Source organism: Flavobacterium sp. 140616W15 (genome assembly GCF_003668995.1).
Taxonomy (GTDB): Bacteria; Bacteroidota; Bacteroidia; order Flavobacteriales; family Flavobacteriaceae; genus Flavobacterium.
The window spans coordinates 4,472,851-4,490,505 of record NZ_CP033068.1 but is presented as its reverse complement, the minus strand read 5'-3'; the positions used below and the strand labels follow the sequence as shown (position 1 = coordinate 4,490,505).

The 17,655-nt window shown below is 32.0% G+C and carries 17 protein-coding genes; 10 read left to right on the top strand and 7 right to left on the bottom strand.

All coding sequences use genetic code 11. The features are described from left to right. Positions 1 to 19: 19 nt before the first annotated feature. From EAG11_RS19680 to EAG11_RS19670, 3 genes are all read right to left on the bottom strand, one after another. Positions 20 to 1,339 (bottom strand): porin, encoded by a 1,320-nt coding sequence (locus tag EAG11_RS19680; RefSeq protein WP_129540677.1) that lies wholly within the window; start codon positions 1,337 to 1,339, stop codon positions 20 to 22. 169 nt (positions 1,340 to 1,508) lie between these two features. Then, entirely contained in the window at positions 1,509 to 2,588 is a 1,080-nt protein-coding gene (locus EAG11_RS19675; RefSeq protein WP_129540676.1) for a cell wall metabolism sensor histidine kinase WalK, read from the bottom strand. Between the two features lie 74 nt (positions 2,589 to 2,662). Continuing rightward, a complete protein-coding gene (locus EAG11_RS19670) occupies positions 2,663 to 3,346 on the bottom strand; it encodes a response regulator transcription factor (protein WP_035617332.1) in 684 nt (227 codons plus the stop codon). Positions 3,347 to 3,578: 232 nt separating this feature from the next. Between EAG11_RS19670 and EAG11_RS19665 the strand changes: the two genes are divergently transcribed. From EAG11_RS19665 to EAG11_RS19640, 6 genes are all read left to right on the top strand, one after another. Further along, positions 3,579 to 6,338: a TonB-dependent receptor gene (locus EAG11_RS19665; protein ID WP_129540675.1), complete on the top strand. Its 2,760-nt coding sequence runs from the start codon at positions 3,579 to 3,581 to the stop codon at positions 6,336 to 6,338. 251 nt (positions 6,339 to 6,589) lie between these two features. Next, on the top strand, positions 6,590 to 7,780 hold the full coding sequence (locus EAG11_RS19660; RefSeq protein WP_129540674.1) for a hypothetical protein: 1,191 nt from the start codon (positions 6,590 to 6,592) through the stop codon (positions 7,778 to 7,780). Positions 7,781 to 7,890: 110 nt separating this feature from the next. Then, positions 7,891 to 8,229, top strand: coding sequence for a T9SS type A sorting domain-containing protein (locus tag EAG11_RS19655; RefSeq protein ID WP_129540673.1), 339 nt, complete (start codon positions 7,891 to 7,893; stop codon positions 8,227 to 8,229). 86 nt (positions 8,230 to 8,315) lie between these two features. Then, the gene (locus EAG11_RS19650) at positions 8,316 to 9,296 is read left to right on the top strand and encodes an acyl transferase (protein ID WP_129540672.1); all 981 of its coding nucleotides are present in this window, start codon (positions 8,316 to 8,318) and stop codon (positions 9,294 to 9,296) included. A gap of 102 nt (positions 9,297 to 9,398) precedes the next feature. Further along, positions 9,399 to 9,551: a C10 family peptidase gene (locus EAG11_RS22945; protein ID WP_164998742.1), complete on the top strand. Its 153-nt coding sequence runs from the start codon at positions 9,399 to 9,401 to the stop codon at positions 9,549 to 9,551. Between the two features lie 72 nt (positions 9,552 to 9,623). Then, on the top strand, positions 9,624 to 10,103 hold the full coding sequence (locus EAG11_RS19640; RefSeq protein WP_129540671.1) for a hypothetical protein: 480 nt from the start codon (positions 9,624 to 9,626) through the stop codon (positions 10,101 to 10,103). Between the two features lie 203 nt (positions 10,104 to 10,306). Here EAG11_RS19640 and tyrS read toward each other — a convergent pair whose 3' ends face one another. Beyond that, complete coding sequence (tyrS, locus tag EAG11_RS19635) at positions 10,307 to 11,599, bottom strand: tyrosine--tRNA ligase (protein ID WP_129540670.1); 1,293 nt, start codon at positions 11,597 to 11,599, stop codon at positions 10,307 to 10,309. 133 nt (positions 11,600 to 11,732) lie between these two features. Here tyrS and EAG11_RS19630 point away from each other — a divergent pair, with 133 nt between their 5' ends. Then, the gene (locus EAG11_RS19630; protein WP_129540669.1) at positions 11,733 to 12,734 is read left to right on the top strand and encodes an NAD-dependent epimerase/dehydratase family protein; all 1,002 of its coding nucleotides are present in this window, start codon (positions 11,733 to 11,735) and stop codon (positions 12,732 to 12,734) included. Between the two features lie 13 nt (positions 12,735 to 12,747). Here EAG11_RS19630 and EAG11_RS19625 read toward each other — a convergent pair whose 3' ends face one another. From EAG11_RS19625 to EAG11_RS19615, 3 genes are read right to left on the bottom strand one after another with little or no spacing between them, the layout of a single operon-like run. After that, on the bottom strand, positions 12,748 to 13,221 hold the full coding sequence (locus EAG11_RS19625) for a DUF4296 domain-containing protein (protein WP_129540668.1): 474 nt from the start codon (positions 13,219 to 13,221) through the stop codon (positions 12,748 to 12,750). A gap of 3 nt (positions 13,222 to 13,224) precedes the next feature. Then, entirely contained in the window at positions 13,225 to 14,565 is a 1,341-nt protein-coding gene (locus EAG11_RS19620; RefSeq protein ID WP_129540667.1) for a dihydroorotase, read from the bottom strand. 10 nt (positions 14,566 to 14,575) lie between these two features. Next, a complete protein-coding gene (locus EAG11_RS19615) occupies positions 14,576 to 15,301 on the bottom strand; it encodes a polyprenol monophosphomannose synthase (RefSeq protein ID WP_129541143.1) in 726 nt (241 codons plus the stop codon). 105 nt (positions 15,302 to 15,406) lie between these two features. On the opposite strand from EAG11_RS19615, the gene EAG11_RS19610 reads away from it, so the two are divergent. The 3 genes from EAG11_RS19610 to EAG11_RS19600 all read left to right on the top strand — a co-directional run bounded on the left by EAG11_RS19610 (position 15,407) and on the right by EAG11_RS19600 (position 17,570). Beyond that, complete coding sequence (locus EAG11_RS19610; protein ID WP_129540666.1) at positions 15,407 to 16,075, top strand: DUF4271 domain-containing protein; 669 nt, start codon at positions 15,407 to 15,409, stop codon at positions 16,073 to 16,075. A gap of 15 nt (positions 16,076 to 16,090) precedes the next feature. After that, on the top strand, positions 16,091 to 16,840 hold the full coding sequence (locus EAG11_RS19605) for a uroporphyrinogen-III synthase (protein ID WP_129540665.1): 750 nt from the start codon (positions 16,091 to 16,093) through the stop codon (positions 16,838 to 16,840). Between the two features lie 259 nt (positions 16,841 to 17,099). Next, complete coding sequence (locus tag EAG11_RS19600) at positions 17,100 to 17,570, top strand: Lrp/AsnC family transcriptional regulator (protein ID WP_129540664.1); 471 nt, start codon at positions 17,100 to 17,102, stop codon at positions 17,568 to 17,570. Positions 17,571 to 17,655 lie beyond the last annotated feature (85 nt).

Genomic DNA, 17,655 nt, shown 5'->3' with positions numbered 1-17,655 from the left:
ACCCCATCTTTATATTTTTTTAGAAATTAAATTGAGCTTGTATTCTCAATAGATTTCCCTGTTGTCGGTTATTTGGTAACACGCTATCTTCAAAAGTTCTATCTGCAATAACGTATTCTGCGGTAAGCTCTAGTGCTTTTAATGGTTGCCATTCTATTCCAATTTCATAATCCCTAACTACATAACTTCGGGCATCTTTCTCATATTTTTTCCCTCCATCATAATATTGAAATTTTGCAAAAGGATATAATAGTTGTTTTCCTAAATCCCATTTATAATTTAATAAAACATAACCTCCATTTATATTTGTTAAATCAACACTATTAGTTTCTTTGTTATAACGAGGCCCTTTACCTATATTATATTCTGTCTGAATTCCAAAAGGTTTAGGATAGAGAACAAATGTTGCCCCTACTCTTTGATCCTTAACATATTGTTTATCGGCATTTACAGGTACTCCTGATGAAATCTCATTGGTAAATGCCCATTTCCCAGTATAAGCTTGAAGTCCTGGTTCAATAATTTGGTTTCCAATTACAAAAGGATAAGTAACTCTTGCTACAACATTCAAATCTCTGTTACTATCTAGTTTATTTGCAATTTGTCCGTTGTAAACTCCAAAAGCAAAAACACCATAGTCACCTGAACCTTTGTAACCATCTTTAACTAACATTTCGAAACGCTCTCTTATTTTGCTTGGTGCCCAATAAAAAAACACTCCTAAATCACGTTCATTTAATATAGCGCTATTCATTGCATCATTTCTATCCAAGGCAAGTCGAACAGAACTAGATTGCATATTTTCGAATCCATAAGGAATTTTACTTTGCCCTACACGAACACGGTATTCTCTTTTAGGATCAAATGAAACATCGAAGTATATGTCTCTAACTTGAACGAAATTGTTAATTCCTGTACTTGGCGAACTTGCAAAATCTGGTTGAAAGTAAAAAAATACATTGGGATGTACTTGTCCAGAAAATACTAATCGAGCACGTCTGATAAAAAATCCATTATTAGATTTCGCATTTGGCTCTGTAGATGTTGTTCCCCAAGATCTATCACACTGCTCGCATGAAACTTTATCATTGGTAGACAACAATCCGTTATATCTTATTTGTGCATAACCTCTCAAAGAAATTTTTTCGTACCAGTGCTCCTTTTCTTCTGCTTTAGGAGCAGGTTCCAATTTTGGTTCTGCTAGTGTTGCACTTTCTTTTGCCTTATTTATAGAATCTAAAATACGAACTACCTCTTTCTTTATTTCTTCTTTGTTTATCTCTTGTGCATGGATCCCACTGGCCACCAAAGATAAAGCTACAACTAAAAATTTTCTCATCTTATTTTTTTAACTCCGCGTTCAGAATGCAAAAATCACCCATCAAAGTTAACATAACGTTACCAAGATGTTATCATAATAAGAATTTAATATTAAGAACTGACCGACAATTTTAAATTGGTGTTAAAAGGAGGGTATTTTATACCTAATCAAGGCATTAAGATTACATTTATTTAACTTCAGTATTAGCACTCTTATATGCTTTTTCTAATGTGAATGAAAACTCTGAGCCTATACCAAACTCACTCTCTACATATACTTTCTCTTTATGAGCTTCGATAATATGTTTAACTATAGCTAGTCCTAATCCCGAGCCTCCTTCTGAGCGAGCTCCACTTTTATCTACTCTATAGAATCGCTCAAAAAGTCTTGGTATATTTTGTTTCTCCACTCCTTCTCCATTATCACTAATACGAATAAGTACTTTTTTCTTTGTAAGATTTACTACTCCAACTTCTGTTGTTCCGCCTTGTCTGCCGTATTTAATAGAATTTACAATCAGATTCTCTAGTATTTGCTGAATTCTATCTTTATCCCCTTTAACGAAAATAGGTTGCAGATATTTCTTCTCGTAAGTTAATTTTATCTTCTTTTTATCGGCTTTCATTTCCAATAAATCAAAAACATTTTGAATAAGCTCTATGATATCAAAATTAGTAATTACCAAATTTAAATCCCCTGATTCTAATTTAGTAATCATATCTAAGTCTTCGACGATATAAATTAATCGCTCTACTCCTTTTTCAGCTCGTTTAAGATATTTTTTTCGAATAGTCTTGTCTTCCATCGCTCCATCTAGTAATGTTGAAACATAACCCTGAACAGTAAACAATGGAGTTTTAAGCTCATGCGAAACGTTACCCAAAAACTCACGACGGTATTCTTCACGAATTTCCAGCATTTCGATTTCAAGCTTTTTATCGGTAGCGAATTTTTTGACTTCACGCGAAAGCGTTTCCATGTCGGTTGTAATCGGCTGGTTGATGAGTGTACTAGATTCTAGTAATGAAACCTCATCGTAGATTTTTTTTACTCTTCGGTAAATAAAACGCTCTACACGATATTGTAATACGACAAATGAGAACGCATATACAGATATGAGAAAAACAATACTAAACGGTAATAAATTTATTGTTTTATTTTTGAAGAATAATAAAATCAAAATTATTACGAATCCTGTAGCAAAGAGACTTATATATAATGCTGACTTTACAGCAAACTTATAGGTTTTTTTAAAACTTATTTTCATTTAATTCATGGATAGCTTTCTACAAAGATAATTCTGATTTCTTTGCATTATGCTTTTGTTTGGTAATCTTTAATTTAAACCTCGAATTTGTATCCTACTCCTTTGATGGTTTTAAATAAATCTTCGCCGATTTTTTCTCTCAATTTTCGAATATGCACATCAATCGTTCTTCCTCCTACAACTACTTCATTGCCCCAAACTTTATCAAGAATTTCATCACGCTTGAATACTTTTCCAGGTTTTGAAGCCAATAAATAGAACAATTCAAATTCTTTTCTAGGCAAAGCAATTTCAATATTATCTTTTACGATTTTATATTCTTCACGATTAATTTCGATACCACCTACATTTAATGTATCACTACTAACCTCTTGCTCTTTTAGGCGTCTCAACAATGCTTTTACTTTACTTACCAATAATTTTGGCTTAATAGGCTTAGTGATATAATCATCTGCTCCAGCATCAAAACCAGCAACTTGAGAATAGTCTTCACTTCTTGCTGTTAAGAATGTAATGATAACATTATTTAATTCAGGGATTTTTCGAATATGCTCACAAGCTTCCATACCATCCATTTCGGCCATCATAACGTCCATTATTATAAGATCTGGCAATTCTTTTTGTGCTTTTGCAATTGCATCTTTTCCGTTAGAGGCAGTAATTATCTGATAGCCTTCCTGAGAAAGATTATATCCAACAATTTCTAAAATATCCGGTTCATCATCTACTAGTAAAATCTTAGTTTGTGTTTTTTTCATAAAATGGCAAAAATTGGGTTATCTCATTGATACTTATACTATATAACATTCAATGAATCTAGTTGCGAGTGTAAAGATAATAATAAATCGACTGTTAAAAAGTAGTGTTAACCGTAATTTAATTTCATAACAATTTCATAATATATTGGAGACAAAAGAATAACAAGTAGCTAACATGAACTTTACACAGCCGTCCTTTATTTGCAAAAAAATAAACAAACAACAAACGAAAATGAAATTCAACTTAAAATTTCTATTTATTACATTATTTATTTGTGCTGTTTCTATGGCTCAGACCAAAGGTACAATTTCTGGGGTTTTAACAGACAAACAAACTAATAATGAAGCACTTCCATTTGCAAACGTTCTTATTAAAGGAACTAACAACAGTGCTAATACTGATATCGATGGTAAATATTCGATAAACATAGCTCCTGGCAGCTACACAGTAATTTATAGTTTCTTGGGGTACGAAACTGTAGAAGCAATCGTAATTGTTAAAGCAAATGAAACGACAACTAGTAATCAAACATTATCTTCAGGGAGTTACACTCTTAAAGATGTAGTAGTAAAAGCATCGTCTGTAAGCAGACAAAAAGAATCAGCATTACTATTAGAACAAAAAAATGCCGTAGAGATCAAACAATCTATTGGAGCTCAAGAACTTTCACGAAAAGGAGTTAGCGATGTAGCAACTGCAGTTACTAAAACTACTGGTATTACAAAACAAGAGGGAACAGGTAATATTTTTGTTAGAGGTTTAGGCGATCGTTACAATTCTACAACTATGAACGGATTACCAATTCCATCAAATGATCCTGAAAAGAAAAACATTAGCTTAGATATTTTCTCTACTGATATTGTTGAATATGTATCTGTTGATAAAGTTTATAGCAGTAAATTATATGGAGATTTTGCTGGAGGAAACGTAGACATAGCATCTAAAGATTACAAAGGAAATGGTTTCTTTAAAATCGAAATAGGATCTAATGTTAATACAAACGCATTAGCAGAAGACGATTTTAGATTACAAAAAGGCATTAATAGTTTTGGATTCTCAAACCCGAAAATTCCAAATAACCCTCTTACTCAATACAACTTCAATACTTTACAAACAGATAAAAAAGCGCCTTTCGCTGGATCTATTGGAATATCAGGAGGAAAAACTTTTAACGTAGGTGAGCAAGGTAAATTAAGCTTTTTTGCAACTGCAAATTTCAGTAACGAATACAATGCAGTCAAAAATGGTACAGCAAGAGGAAGTGTAAACGGTGCAGGAGTTGCATATAAAGACTTCCATACATACAAAGACATGAGCTACCAAACTAATTCTACTGGTTTGTTAAATATTGGATATAAAATTAACACAAATAACAAAGTTAATTTTAACACACTTTATATTAATAGTTCAACTCAGTCTAAAGAAGAATATTACGGTTACATAGTAGATATCGCCAATAATGGAAATGGATTGATCCGTCGTTTTAATTATGAAAAAAATAGTCTTTGGGTAAATCAATTATTAGGAGATCATAAACTAACAGACCGATCAAAATTAAACTGGGGTGTTTCATACAATATTGTTGACGGATCTATGCCCGACAGAATTCAAAATACTTTTAGAAACGAACCAAATGGCTATGTATTATCTACTATTTCAAGACCTGAAAATAATAGATACTTTCAAAAACTAAGAGAAGATGAATTAGCAGCAAATGCTTCTATTGATTATAAATTCAATAAAAATAGTGATGATGAATTTAAAGGAAAAATCACTTTAGGTGCGAATGGAAGAATCAAAAACAGAAAATTTGAAGCTACTCAATTCAACTTTCAATCAAATGATGGTTTCAGAAACTTTATTGTTGATCCAAACAATCTAGATTTGTTTTACAACAATGACAACTTCAATAATGGATACTTCAACGTTTCGACATTTAGAGGAAACTCTCAAATTAGTGATGCTCTAGATCCTCAAACTTATAATGGTAAGCAAACTATCCTTGGCGGTTATGCTAACACAGAATATAAATTCAATCCTAAATTAACAGCTGTTTTGGGCCTTCGATTAGAATCATTAATTCAAGATGTTGACTGGAACACACAATTAGGTGATATTGGAAGTGATAGATTAGATAAATTGGCTTTCTTACCAAGTTTAACAATGAAATATGAGTTAAACGAAAAACAAAATTTACGTTTAGGATTTAGTAAAACATATACTTTACCACAATTTAAAGAAAGAGCATTATTTGTTTATGAAGAAGTTTTACAAGTAAAAATAGGTAACCCATATTTATACGAATCAGATGATTACAACTTAGATCTTAAATGGGAAATGTTCCCTAAAAGTGATGAATTAATTTCCTTTACTGCTTTTGGTAAATACATCCTTAATCCAATGAATGAAGTTACAATTGCATCTTCTTCAAATGATATATCTTACATTAACACAGGTGACTATGGATATGTTGCTGGAGGGGAAGTTGAATATCGCAAACAGATTTTTAGTTTTAATGATGCTAATTCAAAAAAACTTACTGCAGGTATTAATGCTTCTTACTTATACAGTAATCAGGAATTAAATTCTGAAAAAGTTGAGAGAGAAACTGATTACCAAGTTGATTTCACAAACAAAAAGAGTCAATTTACCGGAGCTTCTGATTTACTTTTAAATGCTGATCTTTCTTATCTAACTGAATGGAGCAATAAAGAAAAAAGCTTAAACACCACTATTGCATACTCTTATTTTTCAGATAGAATAAATGCTATTGGAACAAATGGAAGAGGAAATTTAGTAGACAAAGCATTTGGTTCATTAGATTTTATTGCAAAAACCAAACTGAATAAAAACTTAGGATTAGACTTTGTTGTAAAAAACATCTTAGATCCTACAATCAGTAGAGTTCAAGAAAACGTCTCTGGGGATGTTAACGTTTTATCATACAAAAAAGGATTAGGAATAAGTTTTAAACTTAATTACAGCTTTTAAGGCTACATCAAACACAGAACTAAAAAAGGATCAGCATTAAATTGTTGATCCTTTTTGTTTTAGAGATAACCAAATAACTAGTTACTCTATACAACCTATAAACCAAAACTTTAGTTAACAGCTAAGTAACATTAATTTAATCTTAAAATAGGTTTTTATTAAACTAACAATCACAGTTACTTAACATTCGTAAAAGATTTCTAATCCATCTTTGCATCAAGATATTAAACACAAAAATTATCAAAACAACCATGAAAAAATCAATTGTAAAACTATTTGGAATTATTGCTTTATCAACTAGCTTACTTACGAGCTGTTCAAGCGATAACAATAACGACAGCAAAAAACCAACTTCTACATTTGTTGTAAATGCTAACGACTTTAAAGGAACTATTAGTGACGGTGAAGTAGTACTTGACGCTAGTACAGTTTACAAATTAACTGGAAAATTACAAGTAAATGACGGGGCTACATTAACAATTCCTGCAGGAACAGTTATTCAAGGTACTGGCGGAACAAAAGCTTATATTGCAATTGCGCAAGGAGGAAAAATTAATGTAAATGGTACAGCTGCAAAACCAGTTGTCATGACAAGCGGTTTAACAACTAAAGGCGCTGGAGACTGGGGTGGATTGGTTATCTGTGGTAGAGCACCAATTAACCGTGTTACTGGTGGAGCAAGTACAGCTCAATCAGAAGTTGCAGATTTAACTTATGGTGGAACTATATCTAATGATAACTCTGGTTCAATCAAATTCTTAAGAATCGAATATGCAGGAGCGGCTTATAACACTGAAAAAGAATTCAACGGACTATCTTTCTTCGGAGTTGGTTCTGGAACAGTTGTTGAAAATGTACAAGCTTTTCACGGTGCTGATGATGGATTTGAATTCTTCGGAGGTTCTGTAAACACTACAAATTTAATCGCTATCGGTAACGAAGATGATCAATTTGACTGGACTGAAGGATGGAATGGAAAAAATACAAACTGGTACGGAAAATTAAATTTTGGAAAAGGGAATAGAGGTATTGAAGCCGATAACTTCGAATTAGGATTTGCAAACACTCCAATTGCTAACCCTACTATTACAAACATCACTCTTGTGGGACCTGGAAGTACTGCTGATGCAACTATTTACACAGAAAATCAAGCTATAAAATTAAGAAGAGGAACTAAAGGTCTTATTTCAAATGTAGTTTTAAGCGGATGGAAAACTGGTATTGATGTTGAAAACGATGAAACTATTGCTTTTGTTGGAACAGCTTTAAAAGTATCTAGTGTAAACTACATCTCTGATATCGCTGTAGAAACTAAAGGAAAGAAAACAAATGGAACTGCTGCTGATGTTACCGCTGTTGCTACTGAATCTTCTGCTGCTAATGGAGCTGGAAGTGGTATCGCACAACCAACATGGGCTACTGGATGGTCAGTAGGTTTCTAATCAATAAAATACAACTAATTGTTAAAAACATCCTAAAATTTTAGGATGTTTTTTTTTGGCGTAGTTTTTGAAAACTTTTTTTAGTATATTTACTAGACTAAAATTAAGCGATGGCGAAAAACTACTTTTATATTACACTCTTATTGGCTTTTTTCTTTATTACTGCAGATGTTTCAGCACAAGACAGTAAACAACAGCCAAAAACAGACGGCACCGTTATAGAGGGCTTGAGTTTGTATCCAAACCCTGTGAGTAATGGTAAAGTATATATATCATCTAAAAATGATTTAGAAAAAGAAATAACTATTTTTGACATACTAGGAAAAAAAGTATTACAAACACAATTAAGTTCAAGAGAGCTTAATATTTCTAATCTTTCACCTGGTGTGTATATCATAAAAATAAATGAAGAAAATGCAACTGCAACTAGAAAGCTAATTGTCAGGTAAGTTTTCAGAATAAAAACATAAAAAAGCTCCAAAGTAATATTGGAGCTTTTTCTTTTAAATAAATTACCTTTGCAAAAAAAAAGATCTTGATTACAACAACTGATATATTTACGATTTCTAGTCAAAAGCAATTTGAAAAAATAGCATTGAAAGTATTCCGCTTTCAATACGAAAACAACGTAGTATATCGAACGTTTTGCGATCACTTAAAAACAGATCCCCAAAAAGTAAAATCACTTACTCAAATTCCCTTTTTACCAATTCAGTTTTTTAAGAGCCATGCTGTGGTTTCAAATTCTGATCCTGCACAGGTTACTTTTACCAGCAGCGGTACAACAGGAATGATTACTAGCAAACATATTGTAACCGACGTTTCTTTATATGAAGAAAGTTACCGCAAAGGCTTTTCTCAGTTTTATGGCAATATCGAAGATTATGCAGTACTAGCTTTACTTCCGTCCTATCTAGAGCGCGAAGGTTCTTCATTAATTTACATGGTTGAAGATTTAATTAAACTATCAAATCACCCAGAAAGTGGATTTTATTTACACAACCACGAAGAACTTACCCAAAAACTAATCGAATTAGACCAATCTGGACAAAACACCATCTTAATTGGAGTAACATATGCTTTGTTAGATTTAATCGAAAAGAATTCGTTTAAACTACAAAATACCATCATTATGGAAACTGGTGGAATGAAAGGCAAACGCAAAGAAATGATTCGTGAAGAATTGCACAAAGAATTATGCGATGGTTTTGGCGTTTCAGCAATACATTCAGAATATGGTATGACCGAATTATTATCACAAGCCTATTCACTAGGCGAAGGAATATTCGAATGTCCTTCGTGGATACAAATCCTTGTTCGAGATACAGAAGATGCTTTAACCTACGTAAAAGAAGGAAAAACTGGAGGTATAAACGTAATCGATCTAGCCAATATTAATTCTTGTTCTTTTATCGCTACGCAAGATTTAGGCAAAAAATATCCCAACAACTCTTTCGAAGTATTGGGACGTTTTGATAACTCTGATATTAGAGGTTGCAATCTGATGGTTCTGTAAACGAGTATTCACAATAATGTTACTATTTGCTTTTAAATTAATACAGGAATAACCACAATTTAACAACTTAAAGATTATATATTCGCAGGCAAGCCTGTTATATTGAGTGGGAGCAATGGTTCATCTGGGCACATGTGGGTTTGTGATGGTTATATTCAAACTTCTTCTTATTTTAGTGATTGCACAGGGATAGGTTATCTCCATTTTAGAATGAATTGGGGGTGGGCGGTCAGAATGATGGTATTATGCGTTTAATAATTTTAATCCTGGTAGTACCTCTTTCAATGATAACAAAAAAAATGATTTACAATATAAAACCTTAATAATATGAAAAACATCTGCTTTTTTTTTACGCTTTTTACACTTCTTTCATGTGATAATTCCAATACAGAAGAATCTAGTGATAACATAGATAACGCTATTGAGTTTTCGATTTTTAATTCTCAAAATGGAGATTTGTTAGATTCTAAAAATCCTAACAGTTTAGATATCTCAAATATTAAATTATTTTATGTTGTTAATGGAGGAAAACAAGAGGTCTATAACCAGAATTTAACGTATCCTAGGAATTTTAAAGTTTTTAAACATGAAAATGAATATCGAATTAGGGTATTCCTAAATAACACAGAAACAACAGACAAACCCATCACTTATATTCAATGGAATAGTAGTGATACAGATACTATCGAAGCTACTTTTGAAAGAACTGAACGATCTATTTTAAAAAATAAAGTTTGGTTAAATGGAAACCAAGTTTGGGAAAGAGGAAATAACACAATAGCTTCTTATTTTGCCTTAACAAAATAACTTTATAATAATCATTTAACCAATTAAGGATTCTGTCTAATTCCCTCGGGTTTTGAAAAAAAAAAAAACACCCCTGTACTAGTAAATCTAAAGATGAAACCCGAAAAGTTATTAAATAAAAACATCCACTAATACAAAAAAGCATCAGCTGTAGCTGATGCTTTTTTTGTATTTTAAATCTATCTAAGTCATGTAAATAAGAATTACACCACTCTTACTACAAAATAATTTTTCTTTCCGCTTTGTAACAATACAAACTGATTATTTATTAAATCTTTGTTAGAAAGAACAAACTCTTCAGTTATTTTTTCTCTGTTTACAGAAATAGAATTAGCTGTAAGAGCACGTCTTGCTTCCCCATTCGATTTAAAGAATCCTGTTTTTTCATTCAGAACTATTATAATCTCTAATCCGTTTTCAAGATCTGCTTTTGTAATTTCTGCCTGAGGCACACCATCAAAAACATCTAAGAAAGTCGCTTCGTCTAATTGTTTTAAATCATCAGATGTAGAATTTCCAAATAATATGTTTGAAGCCTTAATTGCATTTTCTAAATCAGCAGCAGAATGTACCATTACAGTAATTTCTTCAGCCAATCTTTTTTGTAAAATACGCAAATGAGGTGTTTCTCTATGTTCTATTGTCAAAGATTCAATTTCTTCTTTTGATAAGAAAGTGAAAATTTTAATATATTTTTCAGCATCAACATCTGAAGTATTTAACCAATATTGGTAAAACTTATATGGAGATGTTCTTGCAGCATCCAACCAGATATTTCCGCCTTCTGATTTTCCGAATTTTGTTCCGTCAGCTTTTGTGATTAATGGACAAGTTAGAGCATATGCTTTTCCGCTTTCCATTCTTCTTACCAATTCAGTTCCCGTGGTAATATTCCCCCATTGGTCACTTCCTCCCATTTGCAAGGTACATTGCTTGTTTTTATACAAATGCAAAAAGTCATATCCTTGTACTAGCTGATAAGTAAACTCAGTAAATGACATTCCTTCGGCAGCCTCTGATGTTAGCCTTTTCTTCACAGAATCTTTAGCCATCATATAGTTAACCGTAATATGCTTACCTACATCACGAATAAAATCAAGGAATGAGAATTCTTTCATCCAATCGTAATTATTTACCAATTCGGCAGCATTAGCTGAATTTGAAGTAAAATCCAAAAATCGAGACAATTGTCCTTTTATTGCTTCTTGATTATGACGCAATGTTGCTTCATCAAGTAAGTTTCTTTCATTCGATTTTCCTGATGGATCTCCAATCATTCCTGTTGCACCACCAACTAACGCCAATGGCTTGTGTCCTGATAACTGAAAATGTTTCAATAACATTACCCCAACTAAATGCCCTATATGCAATGAATCCGCAGTTGGATCAATTCCCACATATGCCACTCTCATTTGTTCCATCAAATGTTCTTCTGTACCTGGCATAACGTCGTGAAGCATTCCTCTCCAAGTCACTTCTTCAATAAAATTTTTCATTTCTTTTAAAATAATTTTTACAAATATAACGATTGTCTGTTGCAATCTCAAAAATGAATTTAAATTAAGAATGGTCAAAAAAATAAGAAAACTAAAAATGTGAGGAATCCAACAATCTAATTATCTTTACAAAATGGTTTTAGTAACAGGAGGAACAGGTTTAGTTGGTGCACATTTATTACTTCATTTAATTGAAAATGGAGATAACGTTCGGGCAATTTACCGAAACAAGAAGAAAATAGAAAGAACAAAGTCCGTTTTTGATTTATATAAAAAATCCCATTTATTCGAATCAATTCAATGGATAGAAGCTGACATACTTGACGTTCCTTCTTTAGAAGCTGCTTTTATTGATATAAAATATGTTTATCACTGCGCTGCTATAATCTCATTTGATCCTAAAGACGAAGATTTAGTTAGAAAAACCAATATCGAAGGCACCGCAAACATTGTGAATTTCTGTATTGCAAAACAAGTAAAAAAATTGTGTTTTGTAAGTTCAATTGCTGCTCTTGGTGACCTTGCTCCTCATGAGTCTGTCATTACTGAAGAAGTCGAATGGAATCCCGAAAAACCACATAGTGATTATGCCATTTCTAAATATGGTGCCGAAATGGAAGTTTGGCGTGGTTGGCAAGAAGGCCTGGATATTGTCATTATAAATCCTGGAGTTATCCTAGGGCCTATTCCAAAATCTAAAAGCGATGAAAAAGGAAGTGCTGAACTTTACACAAAAGTAGCTAACGGGCTTTCCTTTTACAGTCTAGGCAGTACCGGATTTGTTACTGTAGATGACGTTGTGAGAATTGCAGTTACATTAATGAAGAGCGAGATAAAAAACGAACGTTTTACTCTAATTTCTGATAATATTGTTTTTAGAGATGTATTAAATACAATAGCAGATGCATTAAAAGTAAAAAGACCTGCAAATCATGCAAGTCCTTTACTTATGAAAATTATATGGCGAATTGACTGGTTTTTATCTACTTTTTTCCTGAAGAAAAGACAGATTACAAAAGCAACCGCAAAATCGTCTTATACAAAAGATATTTATTCGAATGAGAAAATAAAAACAGCTTTAAAAACTGACTTTAAAAATATTCATGAATACATTAAAGAAGTTGCAACTTTATAAAAAAAACACTTAATTACTTACGTGTAGCTTTCTTTTTAAGCGAATCTGCTTTTACTGCTTTTACCAGTCCTTCTTTAGCTTTAATAGAGTCTTTTTTTATTATCTTACTCTTTTTCTTAAGCAATTGCTTTTTCTTATTTTCTAGCTTAATTAAGGAGTCCATTTTCTTTTCGTTTTTTTCTAAACGCGACCCCACCTCATCAAACATATCCTTATAACCATTATAATCAGCAGCGTAATACATATTGCTCTTAACAAATTGCAAACTATCTACTTTATATTTTTTCAATATAAACCTAGTCGGATTGGTATCACAAGAATCTAACGACATTGGGTTTTGATATTTTATAGCTTCTAGCAATGATAAATCATACATAATATCTATCATCTTATCTCTCTCAACAAGTCGCTCTGGCTTTTTAACCAACTCTTTTTTGCATCCAACAGCAAAGAATAATACCGAAATAATTATGATTATTTTTTTCATATTCTATCTATCAAATAATAATCTTTTCCCAGCATGAACATTTTTCACCTTAAAAGAATTATAAACCAATTGTCCGTTTACAAAAGTGTGTGTAATTCTTGACTTAAAAGTATATCCTTCAAATGGTGACCATTTACATTTAGCCAAAATATTATCTGTATTTACACTCCAAGGCAGTCCTGCGTTTACAATCACCAAATCGGCATAATACCCCTCTCTGATAAATCCTCTTTTTTCAATTTTGAAAATCTTAGCAGGATTGTGACACATTTTTTCTACTATTTTCTCAATACTGATTTTTCCTTGATGATGAGCTTCAAACATAGCCACAACAGCATGCTGAACCAAAGGCCCTCCAGAAGGAGCTTTTAGATATGATTGTTTCTTTTCTTCTTTTGTATGTGGTGCATGATCTGTTGCAATAACATCTATTCGTCCATCAAGCAAAGCTTCCCAAAGTGCTTTTCTGTCATCGGCAGTTTTTACAGCAGGATTCCATTTTATAAAATTCCCTTTAGTTTTATAATCTTCATCTGTAAACCACAAGTGATGAACACAAACTTCGGCAGTAATTTTCTTTTCTTCCAAAGGAATTTTGTTGGTAAACAATTCCATTTCTTTTGCAGTCGAAAGATGAAAGATATGCAAACGTGCTCCTGTTTTCTTAGCCAATGCAACAGCTTTTGACGAAGAAATATAACATGCTTCGGCACTACGAATTAAATGATGCGCTGTTACAGGAACATCTTCACCATACTCTTCTATATATTTTGCTAGATTATTCTGTATTGTAGTTTCGTCCTCACAATGTACAGCTATAAGCATTGGTGTACTTGAGAATATCTTTTCGAGTGTTGCTTCATTATCAACCAACATATTTCCGGTTGATGAACCCAAAAATATCTTGATTCCTGCTACATTCTTTGGATTTGTTTTTAGAACTTCGTCTAAATTATCGTTGGTTGCTCCCATCATAAACGAATAATTCGCATATGATTTTTTTGAAGCTATTTGGTATTTTTCTTCCAGTATCTCCTGAGTTACCGCATTAGGCACCGTATTAGGTTGCTCAATAAACGAAGTGATTCCTCCAGCAACAGCTGCTTTCGATTCTGATTCGATATCTCCTTTATGTGTTAATCCAGGTTCTCTAAAATGTACTTGATCATCAATTGCACCAGGCATTAAGTAACTTCCTTCGGCATCAATAACAATACAATTAGAAGATTTCAGACTTATACTGTCTGAAATTTCTACAATTAAATCATTTTCGATTAACAAATCGCCTTCAAAAATTGACCCTTCGTTTACGATTTTAGCGTTTTTTATTAATATCCTATTCATTCTAATTGTTTTATAAAGAATTGACTAATTTTTTCAGTCGAAGTGAAATAACTCCAAAAATTGCCTCTTTGATAATAGCGTTACTCATTTTAGAAACCCCCTTAGTTCTATCTGTAAAAATAATTGGAACTTCGGTAATTTCAAATTTTTTACAATATGTTCTATATTTCATTTCGATTTGAAAAGCATATCCAACAAATTTTATTTTGTTAAGATTAATAGCTTCTAAAACCTCTCTTTTATAACAAACAAACCCAGCTGTAGCATCATGAATTTTCATTCCCGTTATGAATTTTACATAAACAGATGCGAAATAAGACATCAATACACGGCTTAATGGCCAGTTTACAACATTTACACCTTTTACATATCTAGAACCAATAGCAAGATCAGCACCTCCAAAATGACAAGCATCAAAAAGTTTTTCGAGGTCATTAGGATTATGTGAAAAATCGGCATCCATTTCGAATATATAATTATATTTTCGATCCAGAGCCCATTTAAATCCATGAACATAAGCAGTTCCTAATCCAGCTTTCTTAGCTCTGTTTTCTATAAACAATCTGCCTTCAAATTCTTCTTGAAGCATAACAACTTTATCTGCAGTGTGATCTGGCGAGTTATCATCGACAATAAGAAGGTGAAAAGGTTTATGTTGCGAAAGCACAGCCCTAATAATGCTTTCAATGTTTTCAATTTCGTTGTAAGTGGGAATTATAACAATACAATCATTCATTTTTCCGAGTAATTTCAACGCAAAAGTAAACTTTTTATAGCATTTCATTCATAATAAAGTTATAATAAAAGTAATGAGACAAAAAATTACTAATTTTGCATTGCTATGATTGAACACCTTCATCCAAGAATTACTGAAAATAAAGACTGGGCAACACTTTTGTTTGTGTTATGCTTTGCCGTTATTGCTATAACAAAGTCTATTTACGAAACCCGTTTTGGCGATTTTACCAAATTAATTTTTTCTGATAAATACGCCAAGATATATCGAGACAGTAGTCATATAAAAAGTGGTTTTACAACCATCTTATTCTTCATACAAATCATTTCTTTTGCATTTTTTATACAGCTTACACTTAGTAGTTTTGGATATGCATCCAAAACCGATTGGTTATTATACATTCAAATCGTAACCTTATTAGCTTTCTTTATTTTATCGAAATATTTAATCGAAAAAATAGTTGCTACTTCGTTCAATATCGAAGAATTTACCGAGCACTTTAACCTACAAAAAGTAAGTTACAGAGCTTATATTGGTATTTTAATACTCCCTATCAATGCAATTTTGTTCTATTACGATGGTATTTCGAAAAATGTACTGTTAATAATACTAGCTATATCACTATGTATTAGCCTATTCTCATATTTTATTTCAATTAAAAACTATCAAAATGTAATATTGAGTAAGTTATTTTATTTTATTTTATATCTTTGCACTCTTGAAATAGCACCTTATTATTTTATATATTATTGGCTTACCAAAGAGGGTGCTTAGAAAATATTACAACTTATGAAAGTGAAAACAATTTTGGTGTCACAGCCTGAACCTAAAGTGGAAAACTCCCCTTATTTTGAGCTCCAACAGAAACACAAAATAAAAATTGATTTCAGACCTTTCATTCACGTGGAAGGAGTAAACGCGAAAGAGATTCGAGTTCAAAAAATCGACCTTAATCATTACACTGCAATCATATTAACTAGCAGAAATGCTGTTGATCATTTTTTTAGAGTAGCAGAAGAAATGCGTTACAAAGTTCCTGAAGGATTAAAATATTTTTGTCAATCGGAAGCCGTTGCTTTTTACTTACAAAAATATGTTGTGTACAGAAAGCGTAAAATTTACGTTGGCGCAAAAGATTTTGCAGATTTATCTCCATTAATCAAAAAGTACAAAGACGAAAAATTCTTATTACCAGCTTCTGATCAATTAAACGCAGACGCTCCTATTACTTTAAATAATTTAAAAGTAGATTGGACTCAAGCAATTTTTTACAGAACTGTAATGAGTGACTTGACTGATTTAGCTGATGTTTATTATGATGTCTTGGCTTTTTTCAGTCCAACTGGAATAAAATCATTATTTAAAAACTTTCCTGACTTCAAACAAAATGAAACTAGGATTGCTGTTTTCGGAAGCACTACTCAAAAGGAAGCTTTAGATTATGGTTTAAGAATAGATATTCTTGCTCCAACTCCAGAAACTCCATCAATGACTATGGCGTTAGAAAAATATATTGCTGAAGCAAATAAAGGGAAATAATCCTTTTACCTAAATAAATTAAAAGCTACGAAATTCGTAGCTTTTTTTATATCCAAACTTTCATAAATTTTCTTAAACAAGAATCCTTTTCCTTTTAAGTTATTCTCATTCAAAAAAAATCATTTTTGCCCTACCCTATTTTTCTCAAAATTTAAAATTTTGACAAAAATCCTAAATGGACCTCTATTTTAAAGTTTTATTATTAGATTTGATTTATAATTTAAACTGTTTCGTTGAAATCAGTTTTAAATCGAAATATATGAAAATCAATTCTCTAGTTATTGAAATAGACGGCATCGACAAAGAAATCCTAAGATATCTTATGGAAGATGCTCGAAAACCTATATTGCAGATTGCTAATAAAATTGGGATTTCTGGCGCGGCCATTCATCAGCGATTACGCAAACTAGAGCAATCTGGCGTAATATCTGGCTCAAAATTTATCGTTAACAATAAAGTATTAGGATATAACACTATGGCGTTTGTAGGCGTTTATTTAGACAAAGCTGCCCGAAATCTAGAAGCTGTAAAAGAATTAAAAAAAATACCCGAAGTTCTGGAATGTCATTACACAACTGGAAACTGGTCGATATTAATTAAAATAATCTGTCGTGACAACGAACACCTTATGCAGTTATTAAACACCAAAATTCAGGCAATTGAAGGCGTTTCTAGAACAGAAACCTTCATTTCTTTAGACCAGCAAATAGACCGACAAATTCAGCTATAACTTCCTGAATATATCTCATAAAAAAGAATAATAATTTTAAACACAAATTTCACCAATTCCCACTAATTAGTTTGTGAAATTAATT